Source organism: Natronococcus sp. CG52, from assembly GCF_023913515.1.
Lineage (GTDB): Archaea > Halobacteriota > Halobacteria > Halobacteriales > Natrialbaceae > Natronococcus > Natronococcus zhouii.
This window is the reverse complement of sequence record NZ_CP099391.1, coordinates 3,585,398-3,601,716: the sequence shown is the minus strand read 5'-3', so window position 1 is coordinate 3,601,716 and position 16,319 is coordinate 3,585,398. Positions and strand designations below refer to the sequence as shown.

General features: G+C 62.0%; 17 protein-coding genes. 8 read left to right on the top strand and 9 right to left on the bottom strand.

What is annotated here, in order from left to right; translation table 11 throughout:
• Nucleotides 1–88 precede the first annotated feature (88 nt).
• Nucleotides 89–955 (bottom strand): hypothetical protein, encoded by an 867-nt coding sequence (locus NED97_RS18055; RefSeq protein ID WP_252488405.1) that lies wholly within the window; start codon nucleotides 953–955, stop codon nucleotides 89–91.
• Nucleotides 956–961: 6 nt separating this feature from the next.
• On the bottom strand, nucleotides 962–1,555 hold the full coding sequence (locus NED97_RS18050; RefSeq protein WP_252488404.1) for a DUF7344 domain-containing protein: 594 nt from the start codon (nucleotides 1,553–1,555) through the stop codon (nucleotides 962–964).
• Between the two features lie 272 nt (nucleotides 1,556–1,827).
• Here NED97_RS18050 and NED97_RS18045 point away from each other — a divergent pair, with 272 nt between their 5' ends.
• The 6 genes from NED97_RS18045 to NED97_RS18020 all read left to right on the top strand — a co-directional run bounded on the left by NED97_RS18045 (nucleotide 1,828) and on the right by NED97_RS18020 (nucleotide 7,229).
• The gene (locus NED97_RS18045) at nucleotides 1,828–2,424 is read left to right on the top strand and encodes a hypothetical protein (RefSeq protein WP_252488403.1); all 597 of its coding nucleotides are present in this window, start codon (nucleotides 1,828–1,830) and stop codon (nucleotides 2,422–2,424) included.
• A gap of 88 nt (nucleotides 2,425–2,512) precedes the next feature.
• Nucleotides 2,513–3,682, top strand: a complete 1,170-nt coding sequence (locus tag NED97_RS18040; protein WP_252488402.1) for a CARDB domain-containing protein — start codon at nucleotides 2,513–2,515, stop codon at nucleotides 3,680–3,682.
• Between the two features lie 63 nt (nucleotides 3,683–3,745).
• Nucleotides 3,746–4,915 carry a S26 family signal peptidase gene (locus tag NED97_RS18035; RefSeq protein ID WP_252488401.1) on the top strand — a complete coding sequence of 390 codons (1,170 nt, stop codon included), beginning with the start codon at nucleotides 3,746–3,748 and terminating at the stop codon, nucleotides 4,913–4,915.
• A 165-nt stretch (nucleotides 4,916–5,080) separates the two neighbouring features.
• Entirely contained in the window at nucleotides 5,081–6,214 is a 1,134-nt protein-coding gene (locus NED97_RS18030) for a DUF5305 domain-containing protein (RefSeq protein WP_252488400.1), read from the top strand.
• 267 nt (nucleotides 6,215–6,481) lie between these two features.
• Entirely contained in the window at nucleotides 6,482–6,775 is a 294-nt protein-coding gene (locus NED97_RS18025) for a MarR family transcriptional regulator (RefSeq protein WP_252488399.1), read from the top strand.
• A gap of 46 nt (nucleotides 6,776–6,821) precedes the next feature.
• Nucleotides 6,822–7,229, top strand: a complete 408-nt coding sequence (locus tag NED97_RS18020; protein WP_252488398.1) for a hypothetical protein — start codon at nucleotides 6,822–6,824, stop codon at nucleotides 7,227–7,229.
• Nucleotides 7,230–7,244: 15 nt separating this feature from the next.
• Here the strand turns inward: NED97_RS18020 and NED97_RS18015 are convergent, their stop codons facing one another.
• Both NED97_RS18015 and NED97_RS18010 read right to left on the bottom strand, forming a co-directional pair.
• Nucleotides 7,245–8,150 (bottom strand): NAD+ synthase, encoded by a 906-nt coding sequence (locus NED97_RS18015; RefSeq protein WP_252488397.1) that lies wholly within the window; start codon nucleotides 8,148–8,150, stop codon nucleotides 7,245–7,247.
• Between the two features lie 260 nt (nucleotides 8,151–8,410).
• Nucleotides 8,411–10,294 carry a PINc/VapC family ATPase gene (locus NED97_RS18010; RefSeq protein ID WP_252488396.1) on the bottom strand — a complete coding sequence of 628 codons (1,884 nt, stop codon included), beginning with the start codon at nucleotides 10,292–10,294 and terminating at the stop codon, nucleotides 8,411–8,413.
• A 113-nt stretch (nucleotides 10,295–10,407) separates the two neighbouring features.
• Between NED97_RS18010 and NED97_RS18005 the strand changes: the two genes are divergently transcribed.
• Nucleotides 10,408–11,529 carry a M20 family metallopeptidase gene (locus NED97_RS18005; protein WP_252488395.1) on the top strand — a complete coding sequence of 374 codons (1,122 nt, stop codon included), beginning with the start codon at nucleotides 10,408–10,410 and terminating at the stop codon, nucleotides 11,527–11,529.
• A gap of 7 nt (nucleotides 11,530–11,536) precedes the next feature.
• On the opposite strand, the gene NED97_RS18000 is transcribed toward NED97_RS18005, so the two are convergent.
• The 3 genes from NED97_RS18000 to NED97_RS17990 all read right to left on the bottom strand — a co-directional run bounded on the left by NED97_RS18000 (nucleotide 11,537) and on the right by NED97_RS17990 (nucleotide 13,020).
• Nucleotides 11,537–11,851 (bottom strand): zinc ribbon domain-containing protein, encoded by a 315-nt coding sequence (locus tag NED97_RS18000; RefSeq protein ID WP_252488394.1) that lies wholly within the window; start codon nucleotides 11,849–11,851, stop codon nucleotides 11,537–11,539.
• Nucleotides 11,852–12,043: 192 nt separating this feature from the next.
• Nucleotides 12,044–12,400: a hypothetical protein gene (locus NED97_RS17995; protein ID WP_252488393.1), complete on the bottom strand. Its 357-nt coding sequence runs from the start codon at nucleotides 12,398–12,400 to the stop codon at nucleotides 12,044–12,046.
• Between the two features lie 263 nt (nucleotides 12,401–12,663).
• A complete protein-coding gene (locus NED97_RS17990) occupies nucleotides 12,664–13,020 on the bottom strand; it encodes a hypothetical protein (protein ID WP_252488392.1) in 357 nt (118 codons plus the stop codon).
• 203 nt (nucleotides 13,021–13,223) lie between these two features.
• Here NED97_RS17990 and NED97_RS17985 point away from each other — a divergent pair, with 203 nt between their 5' ends.
• Nucleotides 13,224–14,753: a carboxypeptidase M32 gene (locus NED97_RS17985; RefSeq protein ID WP_252488391.1), complete on the top strand. Its 1,530-nt coding sequence runs from the start codon at nucleotides 13,224–13,226 to the stop codon at nucleotides 14,751–14,753.
• A gap of 200 nt (nucleotides 14,754–14,953) precedes the next feature.
• Here the strand turns inward: NED97_RS17985 and NED97_RS17980 are convergent, their stop codons facing one another.
• Both NED97_RS17980 and NED97_RS17975 read right to left on the bottom strand, forming a co-directional pair.
• Complete coding sequence (locus tag NED97_RS17980) at nucleotides 14,954–15,343, bottom strand: DUF7521 family protein (RefSeq protein WP_252488390.1); 390 nt, start codon at nucleotides 15,341–15,343, stop codon at nucleotides 14,954–14,956.
• Entirely contained in the window at nucleotides 15,336–16,094 is a 759-nt protein-coding gene (locus NED97_RS17975) for a DUF7344 domain-containing protein (RefSeq protein WP_455429863.1), read from the bottom strand. The genes NED97_RS17980 and NED97_RS17975 overlap by 8 nt, the downstream gene beginning before the upstream one ends.
• Nucleotides 16,095–16,319: the final 225 nt, after the last annotated feature.

Genomic DNA, 16,319 nt, shown 5'->3' with positions numbered 1-16,319 from the left:
CTGTTTTCGGCGGTGAAAAGGGGTTCGCATTGCTCGAGGGACGTAATCTGATATCGTAAAATCGTCCTACCGATTCCGTTTTAGGCGATTACTCGACTGTGAAAGCTGGCTCCAGTAGCTCGGGATCGTCTTTGTCGCTTCGCTCGAATTCTGCGTCGTAATCTCCGTCGGCGTTGTTGTGTGTCGTATCGATTCGGTCGATCGCAATCGTCACCGTTTCGCGGGCCGAGATCGTCTCTTCGCGATTAAATTCAACTTCGTAACTGTCGCCTTGAATACTTCCGGTGGCATTGTTGCTCAGCGTAGCGCCGCTATAATCTATCTGATTAACCTGAGCCAGTGTGACTGTCACAGTTTCATTTGTAGGGAGATCTTCCGTAACTGCAAACTCGATTATCTGACTCTCATTGGTTTCATCGAGATCCATATCGGTAACGGACACACCACTAAGCCCCGAATCGGTCGGTTCGACGTTGCCACCGCCTTTTCCACACTGTATGTCGATTGTCACGGTGAACGTGGCGTCAGTGATCGAAACCGAGGAGCCGGTCGCTTCGGTCCGGAAGACGACATCCTGTTCACCAAGACTCTCTGGCTGGGCACATTCGACCTTGGCAGTCGTCGACTCGCCAGAATTGAGGTTGAGGTTATCTGTGTCCGCGTACAGAACGCTCTCATTTCCGTCGGGGATCTCTTCTACCGTAATGTCGATTTCAGCTTGCTCGTCTATGTTATTCGTCAGCGTGGCGATCTCGGTCGGATCGTCGTTTCCAGCGAGTTCACCGATGTTGTCCTGCGCATCGATTCCGAGGTACGCATTCGGGTCGTCGACGACGTTGACACTGACACTACGATCGGCTGTGATCGTGTCGAACCCGAACGCTGGTCCTGCGAGTAGCACCGCTCCAAGAGCGAGGCAGATGATCGCGAGGGTTCGAATCGGGTTTCGTGTCATGACAACTTACGGCGGCTGTTCCGTCTCCCCAAGCCGAAGCTTCCGGTTCTGGAAAACGTGAATGACTGCAGACGCGGCGAACAGAGCAATCGAGAGCGTCGCCCAGCCGAGTACAGGGAGCGTCTCGGTTGGAATCCATTCCATCCAGAGTCCGCCCATCACAGCGAACCCGATAGCGGAAAGCCCGAGGTAGTACACCCCCCACGGGATCGAATCGCCAGGGACAATATCGAGATACACTTCGAGGTCAGACGCCTGATCGGTGAGTTCGATCGTCCGGTTGTCGAACTCGACCATATTTGCTTTCTCGAGCGTGGGCAGATGGGTCTGCTGTAAGGACGTATAGACTCGCTTTCGTTCGGCCGAGGTCAACCCCTCGATCTCCTTGTCGAGTTCCCAAGCGGCGACATGTTCCGCGAGGTCTCCAAGTTCGACGGGACCGTTCTCGCGCTTGCAGTAGTGGATGGTGTAACGGCGGCGGTGATTACTGAGGAGGTCGAAAATTTCACCTCGATCAGTTCGACTACCGCTGTCGCCACTGTCCACGTCATCTTCAAGAGTCTTGGTAGGAGCACTGCTACTGTGTTGTTCTGTCGCCATTCAGATGTCCTTATTCATGAATGTAATAATCTCTGATATATAGTCTTTGTTGCCGCGAATGACCGAGAGAAGCGTTCATGATTCGGTTCCTGGCTCCACTATCCACGATTCGAGTCTTTCACACCGAGCTTGAACGTAGGTATCGGTCGGCGTGTAGTCGTTCTGGTGGCCTAATACAAAGGGGGTGGCATAACAGGGTGTGAGTAAGAACCGGCCGCAGATCGTAATCGACGCCTACGATCGCGGTGCGGGTCACAACGGAGAAAGAACCAATGAAATTGAATCGACGCAACGTGTTAGTCGGACTGGGAACGATCGTCGTGGGCAGCGGCGCCGCGCTCGGAACGGGGGCGTTTAGTCAGGTGGATGCTAATCGGTCTATAGACGTCAATATAGAGGGCGATAGTTCGGCTTACTTGGGCCTTTCACAGGCGGGGGACGACAACCAATTCGTGACAACAACTACTGAACAGGAAGTAGCAACAGTTGACATTGATATCGGGACGGATGGTGAGGATGGTATCAATGCGAATGCGGAGACGAGGTTTGTTGAATTGATTAACATTACCAACAACACCGATAGCACTAATGGTGTTGACATTAGAAACATCGAATTCAATTATTCTGGGGACGACAAAGATGCGATTACAGCCATCCCTGAGAATGGATTTGGATCCAGTAGCAATCAAGACCCATTTCCGACAGAGAATAATACGATAAGCGATGGTGCTACCAATTCAGAACTTCTCGCCCCAGGTGAAACTGTTGCGTTCGGTATCGCGATAGATCTACAGAATCACACTCTCGATACCGCTGGTGAAGTAAATGCAAGTATCACTATTACAGCGAACGGAACTGATGGGGTGTAACTTCAGTAGAACAGTTGACACCGAATCATCGACAATCGATTTCAATCGTTGGATAACAGGGAAGAAGAGATAAGACAAGTAACCGCAAATGCGACATCCCCTTATCGCCGCCGCAATTCCTGCGATCACGGCAATCGCCCTAACCGCCTTTCTTGTCATCCCTACAGGGGCTGTCAGCATCACTGACACAGGTTCCGAACCTGACCGAACGGACCACGTTGAACTCGCCCCCACATCCTTTGGGAACGGCCAGTATGCAAGCGTCGAAAACGGCGAACTCGTCCTCGACTTCGACGGCCTCAACGACCGTGCGAAGTCAACCTTCAAGGACGTCTTCGCGATTACTGTTACCGACGATTCGGTCGAACAGGTATGGCTGACCGACGGCCCCACCGGCGTGCAGTTCTACCAGAATAGCGATCCCGATGTCGTAATCGACGAGACGACGCCGCTCGAGCCAACCGCAGGTGAAACAACAACCGTCGGCGTCGAAATCGACACCCACGCCGAGACGCCCTCGAGCGAGACCTTCTCAGTTCACGTCGAGTACGAAGATGACGACGATGAAGGGAACGCCGACATCGAACTCGTCGAAATGACGACCGTCGATCGGACCGTCACCGCCGGCGAGACGCTGACGGTGCGGGCGACCTACGAGAATCACGGCGACACGGGCGGAACGACAGTCGCTCGACTGACCGTCGACGGCGTCGTCGTCGACGAGAAGGTCGTCTACGTCGGGGTCGGCGAGACCGAAACGGTCACCTTCGAACGGACGATGCAGCGGGCTGGCACGTTCGGAGTCGGCGTCGACGACCGCAACCCGACGACGATCACCGTCCAGCCACTCGACGAACCCGCGCCGGACTTCGACGTGACCGAAGCCCATCTCGAGGACGACACCATCGCCCAGGGCGAATCGACGCGCGTCATCGCCACGGTCGAGAACGCCGGCAACGCGTCCGGCGAGTTCCTCGCCGAACTCGCCGTCGGCGGAATCGTCGTCGAGGATCGGTACGTCGAACTCGAGCCGAACGAATCGAGGACGGTACGCTTCGAGCGGCAGTTCGACGAGCCCGGAACGTACGCGGTTGCCGTTAGCGGACTCGAGGCGGGCACCGTCAGCGTCGACGAATCCGCCGGGTACGAGGTGCTGAACCGGGAGCTCGACCCCGCCGTGGCCGCTGTCGTCGGGCCACCCGCACTGGTCGGGCTCCTGTTCGCCGCGGGAACCGTCAGGCGGCGGCGGAATTTATAATGGTTCGAATTCATTTCGAGACTCGTACCGGTATTCGACCATGATACTCTCTCGAGGCGACACATGACAACGACGGGGCTCGTCAAACGGGGGCTAGCCGTCGCCGTCGCGCTCGCCGTCCTCCTGCTCGTTCTCGGCCAGCTACTCGGCCAGCCGATCCTGCTCGGCTACGTCGCGACGGGGAGCATGGAGCCGGCGATGGACGCCGGCGACGGCTTCGTCGCGATTCCGAGCGCGGTGACCGGCTCGCCGAGCGAGGGCGACGTCGCGGTGTTCGACGCTCGAGAGCTCCACGACGGCGGGCTCACGACCCACCGGATCGTCGGCGAGACGGACGCGGGGTACGTCACGAAAGGGGACGCGAATCCGTTCACCGACCAGGACGGCGGCGAGCCGCCGGTGACGGAGGGCCAGATCGTCGCCGCCGCCTGGCAGGTGAACGGCGATGTCGTGACGATTCCCCACCTCGGAACCGCAATCATGGCCGTCCACGGCGCGATGGAGTCGGGGTACGGACTGGTCGCCTCGGCCCTCGGCATCACGACGGCGCTCGAGGGCGACAACCTCGGAGCGATGCTGGTCGCGCTGGGGATCTCGCTGTTCGGGGTCGGGTTCCTCCTCGATCACGCGGGACCGCACAGACGCGACACGACGCGGTCGACGTCTCGAGAGAACGTCTACGCCTTCTGGGGGACGATCGCGCTGGTGCTGTTCGTGGTCGTGGGACTCGCGACGGCGGCGATGGTGGTTCCCGCGGGTACGTACGAGTACGCGGTCGTGAGCACGGAGTCACCGACCGACGATCCGCAGGTCCTCGCCCCGGGTGAGACCGCCGAACTGACTCGAACCGTCGACAACGCGGGCTACGTTCCGGTCGTCGTCGTCCACGAGGCCGAGAGTAGTGGCGTCGAGAGCGACCTGCACTGGCAGACGGTCGGTCCTCGTGACAGTAGCGAGACGACGCTGTCGCTGTCCGCGCCGGAGTCGACCGGCGAGTACAGTCGTCACCTCGGAGAGTATCGGTATCTCGCCGTGCTCCCGCCGTCGGTGCTCGTCTGGTTGCACGGCGTCCACCCCCTCTTCGCGATCGCCGCCGTCGACCTGGTCGTCGTCGGTCTCGTCGTCGGGACGACGCTCCTCCTGTTCGGACGGAGCGACTTCCGGATCCGCACCGCCGGTGATCACGTCCCCTTCTCGACACGAATTCGGCGGCGACTTCGACGGTGGCGCTGAGAGGGGCGTGTAACGGCGACACAGACGGGGTGGAACCACTACTGTTATAGTATTTGATATACTGAATGTTCGTATGAACTGTTCCGTCATCCGAACTTTCCGTTCGGAGACGGCTCGAGGGAGGGGGTATGCGAGCAAACGGCATCACACTCCGGGGGGAGAGGCGTGATCGAGAACCCGCGGCTGGATCTGTTGATCGCGGAGCACGGCCGCGCGCTCACCATTTTACTCGTGGGGATGGGCATCCTCGCGCTCGTCGCGACCGGCTGGGTCGCCGCCACGCCGTCGACATCGATGACTACCCAGGAGGTCGACCGGGAGTCGATCGCGACCGAGACGACGACGAGCGCCGTCGTCGTCGAGGACAGCCCCTGGGACGAGGGGACGGAACTCGAGGATAGCCCGGTCTACGTCCTGTCTGCGACACCCGAGTTGACGCTCACGCCCGAGACGTCCGTCCCGACCGACGAGACGACGGTTACACACGAAGTACGAGTCCATCACGAGGCGGAACGCGACGGGTCGGTCTTCTGGGAGGAAACCGACCAGCGGTCACGGACGTCGGCGTCCGTCGAGGACGGTGTCGCCAGTTCCGAGACGACGATCGACGTCGAGGCCGCCCGCGACCGGCAGACGGAACTTAAGGAGGAGTTCGACGGCATCGGAACGATCGGAACCGTCGTCGAGGTCGTCGTCGAGTACGAGACGGGGACCTACACCGACGAACAGGTACTGGAGACGTCGCTTCAGATGACCGAGGAGGCCTACTGGCTCGAGGGGCCACTTGCCGACTCGGCCGAGCACAGCCAGACCGCCCAGATCGAGGTACAGGAGTCACCGAACACCGCGGTGATCGGCGGACTCTCGCTGGCTGCAGCGCTCGCACTCGCGGGTGCCGCCGTCGTCATTGCGCGCGGCCCGGTCGACGTCGAGGCGGCCCGGCGGTCGATACACGAACACCGCTACGCAGAGTGGATCTCCCGCGGATCGATCCCGATGTGGGTCGGCGACTACCACGTCGCGCTCGACAGCCTCGAGGACGTCGTCGACGTCGCGATCGATACGAACGAGCGCGTCGTTCACGACGAACAGCGGCGGCTGTTCGCGGTCGTCAACGGCGAGGTCGTCTACTACTACGCCGAGCGCGGTCAGTGGGAGCAGACCGCCTGGCCGGAGCTGGAACTCGGGGAGTCCGCCAGCGACGAGGCCGACGAGCCACCGACGGTCCCGACGCCTCGAGAGGAGCTCGCGGACGACCTTCCGGATCCGGACGACGACGATGCGTGGGAGCAGATCTAGCCCGGTAGACGAGTCGTTTCGATCGTTCGAATCCTCGAGTGCGGTAACCAACGGCTACTCCCGGTAGTTCGAATCTAACGCGACCGTCGATGATCCGCGCTCATCGCTTTCGTTCGTCGCGAACTGACTGACTGGTCAAAACGTGTCGGTATCGGAGTTCTGACCGGTAAAGGCACAATTTTCATTTTCATTAGATGTGAATAATATGCTAGTTACCCACCCAGTAAGGCTCAACTTTTATACTGTTGGGTGCTTTCGAATCGTAGTATGGATGCGACTGACGGGGAGAACATCGAAGACTTGCCACCGAGCGCGAAACTCGTTTTCAAGGTCCTCGAATATGACGGCCCGCTAACTCAAAAACAGATCGTCGAGGAGTCGATGCTCTCGGCTCGAACCGTTCGCTACGCGCTCGAACGGCTCGAGGAGATCGGCATCGTCGACGAGGATATCTACTTTGCAGACGCTCGCCAGAGCCTCTACCGACTCGAGGAACCCGTCGCGGCCGACGGCAGCGGCGTCGAGGAGTCGCCGAAGAAAGACGCCTGCTGCGCGGAGTAGTCGGGAAAGCGGCAGGATTATTTTCCAGTGGTGACCGCCCTCCTACATGGACAAGGAACGGTTACCACGGTGGGGCTGGCTGCTGGCTGGGCTGTTTGCGATGTCACTTATCGCACAGCTGATCAATCAACTCGTTCTCTATCCGGCCGGACTGCCGAGGGCGTACCAGTCGATCACGGTCATCACGCTCATGTCGCCGGTGTTGATCTACATCGGCGTCTGGTACGACGAGGACCGCCAGCACTACTGGGAGCAATCGCAGGAGCAGATCGTCGGTGACGTGGTCTTCATCGTCGCTAGCGCAGCGCTGGGCTCGGCGATCACGCTGGTCGCGATCGTCGATACGGGCCTCTGGCCGATGTTACAGGACATCGTCGCGATGGCCGTCGGCTTCATGCTCTCGTGGGGGCTGTTCTGGTGGCGCAATCCGGACGTCTACCGCGGTCTCGACTGAGAGACCGTCGAACGGTCAGGGCTCTCTCTCGGTGACGTTCTCACGACCCGCGACTCCGGGGGTTCGAGGCATCGTCCGTTTGTGAGCCGTCTCGACGTACATGGATGCGATCGCGCGAGCGGTTCGTGAATCGACCTCGAGCGCAGCGGTGACTTCCGCGATCGATTCGCCCTCGTCGACGAGTCGCTGCAACAGCGGATCGATCACGTCGTAAGTGGCGCCGAGTTCGGCCGCGTCCGTCTGGTCGGCCCAGAAGCCCGCCGTCGGATCCTTGCTGACGATTCGTCGTGGAACGCCGAGTCGTTTCGCGAGGGCGCGGACCTCAGTTTTGTACAGGTCTCCGATCGGATAGGCGTCGGCCGCGCCGTCCCCGTACTTCGTAACGTATCCGAGCAACAACTCCGAGCGGTTCGCGGTACCGAGCACGACTCGAGACTGGCGGTTCGCCGCGTAGTACGCACAGCACATCCGCAGTCGAGCGATCACGTTGCCGATCGTTCGGTTACGCTCGTTCGGACGATCGTCCGATTCCGGCTCGAGTTCTGCCGTGATCGTCTCCTCGAACGCGGTGAGCAACGGCCGTAGCTGAATCTCGTGGAACGAGATGCCGAGTCCGTCGGCGATCGTACGGGCGTCGTTGACGTGTTGTTGGTCGGCCTTGTGACAGGGTAGACCGAGTCCGAGCACGCGGTCTCCTCCCAGCGCTTCGACTGCCAGTGCCGCCGTCACCGTCGAATCGATGCCGCCGCTCATCGCGACGACGACACCGTCTGCATCCGCGGTAGCGACGAGCCGCTGTATCTCTGTGACGATGCGCTCGCGGATCGTCTCGACCCCGCTATCGCTCGTGATAAAGGAGCCGTTCTCTTGCCCCACACTCGAGTATACGAATGTCTTCCCATCTCCGATACTTCCACTCATTCCTGCACATTCCTCATAGATATCGCTATATCTGTCTGAGATAAGTGACTTTTGGTTAAACAACTAGTACTCTCGGTGTGGGTATCGATCCCATCGTCGACCCTGTAGAGCCGATCAGACGATTCTCGTCGCGACACCTGCCGTAACAAAACGCGATTCTCTCGTCGCCGTTGCTCGCGTCGCTCGCAGAAGACACGGAAAATGAACTATCGCTCGTCTTCACTCGCTCGCGGTTGCTCCCTTTGCTCGCGGCCGCTTCCCTACGAAGGAACAACCGTAACCGGATCCTTGCGGTCGATGGCGTGCTCGAGGTCGTCCGCGATGGCGCTCCCTCTCGAGACCTGGATCTCGCCGCCGCGACTCACCGTCGCGGTGAAGAGGTACTCGCCGCCGGCCTGGACCTCGACGGTCTCCCCCTGATTGCCGTCGACGGGGATGACGATGTGTCTCGAGGTGATCTCCGGCTGAACCATCTGGCCGGGCTGGGAGCCGCCGTCGGTGTTCCCACCGGCACCGCCGCCGCCGCCAGCCGCTCCGGCGTTCGCCCCGTAGTTGGGATTCTCGTCGTGGGTGCGAACGTCGATGTCGATACCCAGTCGGTTCTCGACGTCGGTGATGCGACCGCCGCCCTTGCCGATCACGCTCGAGATGTCGTCGTCCTCGACGTAGACGACGGCCTTGTCCTGGCTCCTGAGTTCGACGTCGACGTATCCGCGCGCGATCGAACGGATCTCGCGTTCGATCTCCTGTTTGGCGATGCGGTCGACGCCGGATTCGGTTCCGGGACCGCCCTCGTCGTCCTTGAGGGGGACGGTGACGACCTGTCGGTTGAAGGTGTAGATCTCGTACTCCGGCTCGCCAGTCTCGAAGTTAGTGACCTGGATCACGGGACGGGCGAGGTCCTCCTCGGTGAGGCCGGCGGGGACCTTGACCTCCGTCTGCACGTCGTAGACGGTCTCGACCTCGCCGGCTTCGATGTAGACGACGGTGTCGACGACCTGCGGGATCATCCCGAGTTCGACGCGGCCGACGAGTCGCTGGAGCGCGTCGATCGGTCGCGTCGCGTGGACGACGCCGATCATGCCGACGCCGGCCAGGCGCATGTCCGCGAACACCTCGAAGTCGTTGGTCTTGCGGACCTCGTCGTAGATGGTGTAGTCCGGCCGGACCATCAGCAGGGCGTCGGCGGTCTTCTCCATCTCGCCGGCCAGTTCCGTGTACTGAGTGATCTCGGGGCCGACCTGCAGGTCCCGCGGTTTCTCCATCGTCTTGACCGCGTAGTCGTGATCGGAGATGAAGCGCGCGACCGCCTGCGCAAACGTCGACTTCCCGGCGCCCGGCGCACCCGAGATCAGGACGCCGCGCTGGCGCTCGAGGAGCCGGTCCTTCAGCTCCTCGGCGTTCTCGTAGTCGTCGATGTCGGTCTGGGCGATGGGTCGGACGGCGGTGATCTCGATGCCGTCCGAGAACGGGGGTCGACCGATGGCGATCCGGTAGTCCCGGAACTGGACGATCTTCATGCCCGGCTCCGAGAGCTCGATGAAGCCGCCGGGGGCCTCCTTGGCGCCGTCGACGACCTCGCGAGCGTACTCGTCCATCGTCTCCTCGTCCAGGGGCTGGTCGGCGATCTCCTCGTAGCGCATCTCGCCGAGTTCGCCCCGCTTGGCCATCGGGACGGCGTCGGTCCTGAGGTGGACGCTCATCGTGTCCTCGTCGAAGAACTCCTCGACGGTCAGCGTTCCGACCTCTCGGATCTCCGGCGAGACGTGCTCGACCTCGAGTCCCTTGGCCTGGGCGACCTCGGACTGGACGATATCGCTGGTGAGGAAGGTGGCGTCGAATTCCTCCGCGAGGTCGCGGATCAGCGCGTCGATCTCGCCCTCGGAGGCGTGTCCGCGCTCGATCGCGCTGGGTCGTTCACCGACGTACTCGAGGCTGATGACGCCCTCGTCGGCCAGCTCGGCGAGTCGCTGGAGCTCCGAGAGGCCGTCCCAGCCGCTGTCGAGCCCGTCGTTCGCCTGCGCCTCGAGTTCCGCGACGACGGCTTCCGGTACGGAGATCGTCGCTCCCTCGAACTGCCCGTCTTCGATCGTCGCCGAGACGCGGCCGTCGATGACCACGCTCGTATCCGGCACGACATTCATACCTCACACTGGATCCCGAACGGCAATAAGGATGTTCAAGCATATTAAGGGTCGACGTCGTCGGGTTCGCCGATTGCGGTGCACTCAACTCGGTTGCGGTCGATCGTTCCGGCATGTCGGTTACCGATCTAACGCGTGAACTCGTGGCGATTCCGAGCCACGAGGACGAGACGGCTGCGGGTGACTTCCTCGAGGAGTGGCTTCGCCGCGAGACCGCGGCCGAAGTGACCCGAGACGGCGCCGGAAACGTGATCGCCCGGAAGGGAGCGGGGACGGAAACCCTCGCACTCGTCGGCCACCACGACGTCGTCGAACCGGCCGCGTCGCAGCTCGACGCCGGCGACGCGTACGCCCTCGAGGAGCGCGGCGGCCGCCTCTACGGACGCGGCACGGCGGACATGAAGGGCGCAGTCGCCGCGGCGGCGCTCGCGTTCCGGGACAGCGAGGTGCCACGCACCTCGAGCAGCCGGACGCAGTCCGGCGACGAACGGCCGGCGGGAGAACTCGTCTTCGCGAGTTTCGTCGGCGAAGAGGTCGGCGGCGTCGGCGCTCGTCACGCCATCGATCAGGGATTCGCGCCCGACTACGCGATCGTCGGCGAGGGATCGACGGGGTACTCGGCGCCCGGCGTCACCGACGTCGCCGTCGCCCACAAGGGACGCCGCGGAAGCACGATCACGGCCCGCGGCGAGCGCGCCCACGCGAGCGAGCAGGAGGCCGGCGAGAACGCGATCTACCGCGCGACGGACGCCGTCGACGTCGTCCGAAAGCTCGAGCCGCCGGCCGTCGAGGTCGGCGGCGAAACGCTCGAGGGCAGCGTCGTCGTCACGGAGATCGAGGGCGGAACGGCGATGAACGTCGTTCCCGATCGCTGCGAGATCACCGTCGACGAACGGACGGTCCCCGGCGAGCGCGTCGCCCTCGAGTCCGTCGAGGATCTCGCGGGCGTGGAGTGGGTGATCGATCAGGATCTACCGCCGATGCGGTGTGAGGACGCGGGCTTCGCCCGGACCGTGCTCGAGGCGGCCGCCGCCGTCCAGCCCGACTCGCCGGCGCTCGTGACGAAGCCGCACGCGACCGACGCCGGCTGGCTCGCGGCGGCCGGGACGGAGTGCGTCGTCTGTGGAGCCGCGGAGCCCGGCGAGGCGCACACGGACGACGAGAGCGTTTCGATCGCGGTGCTCGAGCGCTGTGCGGAGCTCTATCGGCGAGCGGCGGAGCGCTGGCCGCAGTAAGAGACTCTCATTCGCGTTTCGGTTCGCCGTCAACGTCGGCCGCGTCGTTCGATTCGGTCGTCTCGGGAGGTTCCCCGCGCTCGGTTGATTCGGCGGTGTCGTCGGCTTCCACCGCATCTTGCGTCTCCGGACCGTCGCCGCCCGCGTCCGCCGTCTCCTCGCGCTCGGTTACGTTCTCGCTTCCGCACTCCGGACACGCCTGCTCCGTGTAGAACTGCGTTCCGCAGTCCTCGCAGACGTATCCAGCCTCGTCGGCGGCGGCCTCCTTGGCCTCGTGCGTGAACTGCCCGACTTTCCGACCGAGGTTCTCGAAGAATCCCATTTGGGATACGTTGACGATCGAATCGGATAACTCTTCACCACGCTCTCCGGCGTGATCGTACCGCGAACGGCCCCGGGTCAGGCTCTCTCCGTCGAACGCGACGTCTCGAGTGAAAACGGGCCGCAGGTCGCTCTACCGATCGCGAAACGCGACCGGCGAGCGACCGATCGCTGACCATCCGTCGATCCGACGCTAGACGCCGGGGACGCCGACGGCCTCGAACCCGGTGATACCGAGCGCCGCGAGGACGTACAGCACGATCAGCACGGTGACCCACGCGAGCAGACCGATCATCGCGGCGGCCGTCCACTCGCCCGGGTACCGGAAGTTGATCACGGCGATGTACGCGAGCAGGGCCAGCACGGGGCCGAGGAGCGGTATCCAGCCGACGAAAAAGCCGACGACGGCCCACACGATCGCACCGATCAACGCCGTGACGATGGCGTGGTCGTAGTCTCCTGCGCCGACGATGACTCGCGCACCGACGTAGATGCCGAGCGCACCGATCAGCAGGCTGACGAGGAACACGACGGCTGATGCTAGGACCATTGCGTGACGATTCTCGTCGGTCCCGACGAACAGCCCATCGCTTGCACGTTCCAGATTCCTATCACGGGTCGGCTTTCTCGCTCCCGTTCGGGGCGGAGACAGACTACAGTTCCCGATCTCGAACGGTAACTCTCTCGAGATGCCTTCCTCGTTCGGGATACCGGAACCGCGACGCCAACGCTACCGGCGCTCCGCGGTACTCGGTGAAACGGCGAGTACGGATCCTCCGTTCGCCGCGCAGCGGGTGCCGGTGCGTCGAGGCGTCAGACTCCTGGGACGCCGACGGCCTCGAACCCGGTGACGCCGAGGAGCGCGAGCACGTAGAGGACGACCAGCACCGACAGCCAGGCGATGACGGTGATCGCGATCGCCTCTATCCAGCCGCCGGGGTACCGGGAGTTGATGACCGCGAGGTACGCGAGGAACACCAGTATCGGGCCCAACAACGGAATCCAGCCGAGGAAGAATCCGACAAGTGCCCAGACGATCGCACCGATGAGCGCGGTCACTAGCGCGTACGTGTAGTCTTCGGTGTCGACGACGACTTTCGCGCCGACGAAGATGCCGACCGCGCCGATCAGCAGGCTGACGAGGAATACGACGAGTGATGCCAGGACCATTTCGTCACAGTATCTCTCGGCGGAAGCGAACAGTTCGTGGCTTGCACGTTCCACAATTCTATCATCTGTCCGGCTTTCGACGACGGTCGAACCGAGGCCCAGAGAATCGACCGCGGTTCGCGGTACGTGCGCGCTCGATTTCCGGACTCGCCGTGCTACCAGAACCACGACGTTGATGTCGCTTCCGTAAGTATTGCCAGCCAATGGCAACCGACCAGGCGCAAAGCGAGCAGCGCACCGATGCCTACGAACAGTTCGAAGACCGAATCGAGCGGATCACGAACGTCGGGAACGCCGCCGGCATCCTCCGGTGGGATCAGGAGGTCGTCATGCCCGAAGAGGGGACGCCGGCCCGCGCACAGCAGCTCTCGGCGCTGTCCTCGATCAGCCACGAACTGCTGACCGCCGACGAGACGGGCGAGTTGCTCGAGCGGCTCGAATCCGAAGAGCTCCCCGAGGAGCGACAGGCCGTCGTCCGCGAGATCCGCCGACAGTACGACCGCGAGACCAGCGTCCCGCAGGAACTCGTCGAGGAGATCTCCGAGACGACCGCCAACGCCCACCCGACGTGGAAGCAGGCCAGGGAGGAGGACGACTTCGAGCAGTTCGCGCCGACCCTCGAGAAGCTGGTCGAACTCAAACGCGAGTACGCGAACCACATCGACCCCGACGCCGACCCGTACGCCGTGCTCTTCGCCGACTACGAGCCGTACCTCGACCTCGAGACGGCCGAACGAGTCCTCGAGCGGCTGCGCGAGGAGCTCGTCCCGCTGATCGACGCGATCCAGAACAGCGACGCCGATCTGGCCACCGAGACGTTCACCGGCCAGTTCGATGACGACGACCAGGAGGCGCTGGCCCGGGACGTCCTCGACTCGCTGGGCTACGACTGGGGCCGCGGCCGCCTCGACACTGCGCCCCACCCGTTCTCCTCGGGGACGCAATTCGACGCCCGCGTCACCACCCGGTTCGAGGAGGACGACCTGCTCGGCTCGCTCACCTCGACGGTCCACGAGTTCGGCCACGCTAACTACACGCTCGGGCTCCCCGACGAGGCCTACGGCACGCCGCTGGGCGACTCGCGCGACCTGACGGTCCACGAGTCTCAGTCTCGGCTCTGGGAGAACCACGTCGGCCGCTCGCAGCCGTTCTGGGAGCAGTTCCTGCCGACCGTCGCCGGCCGGTTCTCGGAACTCGAGGACGCCACGCCCGAGGACGCCTACGAGGCCGCGAACCAGGTCTACGACGACAACCTCATCCGGGTCGAGGCGGACGAACTCACCTACCACCTCCACATCGTGATCCGCTTCGAGATCGAGCGCGACCTGATCTCGGGAGACCTCGAGGTCGAGGACGTTCCCGAAGTCTGGAACGACAAGTACGAGGAGTACCTGGGCGTCCGGCCCGAGACCGACGCCGAGGGCTGTCTACAGGACATCCACTGGTCCCACGGCTCCTTCGGCTACTTCCCGACGTACTCGCTGGGATCGGTGCTCGCCGCACAGCTGTACGCCGCGGCCGAGGACGAACTCGGCGATATCGACGAGAACGTCCGAGAGGGCGAGTTCGGTGAACTCAACGGCTGGCTACGCGAGAACATCCACCAGCACGGCGCGCGCTACACGACCCCCGACCTGGTCGAGCACGCGACCGGCGAGGCGTACACGGCCGACTACTTCCTCGAGTACGCGAAATCGAAGTACGGCGAGCTGTACGACCTCGACGAGTACTGAAATCGGCCGGTCGCCGATACCGGTTCTCTGTTCTTTCGTGTGGGACGACTGTTACGTACAGGTCAAAGAGATAACGGAACGGCGTTTGATTTCACTGAAAGCTGTCAGGAGCGGTGTGTTGAATACAGAGGATGAGTCCAGCACAATGGACCTATTTATTTCAGCCTGAATTCAATGAATCAGGCGTCCCGTAGATTTGCTTAATTATCATTCTGGGACTGCTGGCCCCAAAGTAACTCGTCCTCGGATGGAGCAGGTTTATCCGCCGTCGAATCAGTCGAAGTGTCGAACCGGAGAATTGCATAGAAGAGCAGTCCGAGTCCAGCCGCGAACAAGAGGTCTTCACTGACCTGAAGGAGTAAGATCTCGGTGAACGTCAAGCGATAGTCGATCGACATCCAGAGGAAGTAGACTGGGTCAACGAGCGTCCCTAGGACGAGCAGGCCGAATCCCAGGGTGGCAAACCAATACGACGCCTGATCGCTGTTTCGTCGATACGCGAGGAAACTCAGCGCGGTCAAGAGACTCCCGACCGCGACTGCCCCGATGTTACTGAAGACGTACGCCCACAATTCCAGCGTGCTATCCATAGTACGGATCGTTCCAGAAGTGCGGCCAGTCCGCCTTGCTATTCGTTCCCCGACTCGCCTCTTGGTAGGAGTCAGCAAGCCCGTTTAAGAATCCGTCCAGCTTCTCAACAGCGGAGTCGTCACGTTCGAAGATGATCGTGAAGACCCGCTCGAGAACAGGATGATCGATGTAGGAGACGTCACCAGTGGCGGGGTCAAAATTGATGACGTTGATCTCGTCGAGGCTCGGAAGATGCACGTGGTACAGCAAGAGGCCGATCTCCTCGGCTGACGGTAACTCACGACGAACCGTTACTGGCAGACGGTGGCGAATCTCGTGTGCCAGTTCGGTTCGCGACTTCGTCTGTTCGGCTTCGAGAACGGTCAGCGTGATCCGACGATATTCGTGGGAAAGCGCTGAGAGTATCGCATCCACATCGTCGGCGTTGATCTTGAGCAACCGTTCAAACCGTGGATCATCGAGCGCCGGGTGCGTCGCGATTTGAACGACGCCATCATTTTCCTCCCACGAAATGAAGCCTGCAGCCTCCAGTGCTGGCAGATGAACATGGGAGAGTTGCATCTGCATCGCCTCGATCTCTGTTGTACCGAGCGACGACGTCCCCCGCTCCGCGGCAGCAAGGTAGGCGGCAAGTTGCTTCACGGGGAGCGTCGATCCCCACCTGTTTAGGGCGAGAAGGCACTCGCGTCGGTGACGGGACGCGATACACTCCAGCGTCGGATTCCGCAAACAGGTGTCACTCTCTGCCATCACTCCACCACTCAGTTCCGACGGCTAAATAGCGTTGTCACAGGCTAACTATACCTTCACGCTGGATCACTCGTCGTTTCTCCTGTACTGAGCGATCACCACCTTCACAAATCGTGCCCGATCTCATGCGACATTCGCGCTGTGTATTCAGCACGGCTCTGCCACCATCACCGATATCTGATAGAATCCACGGCGTTACATACGCACCCTCTGCGTAACGAACTG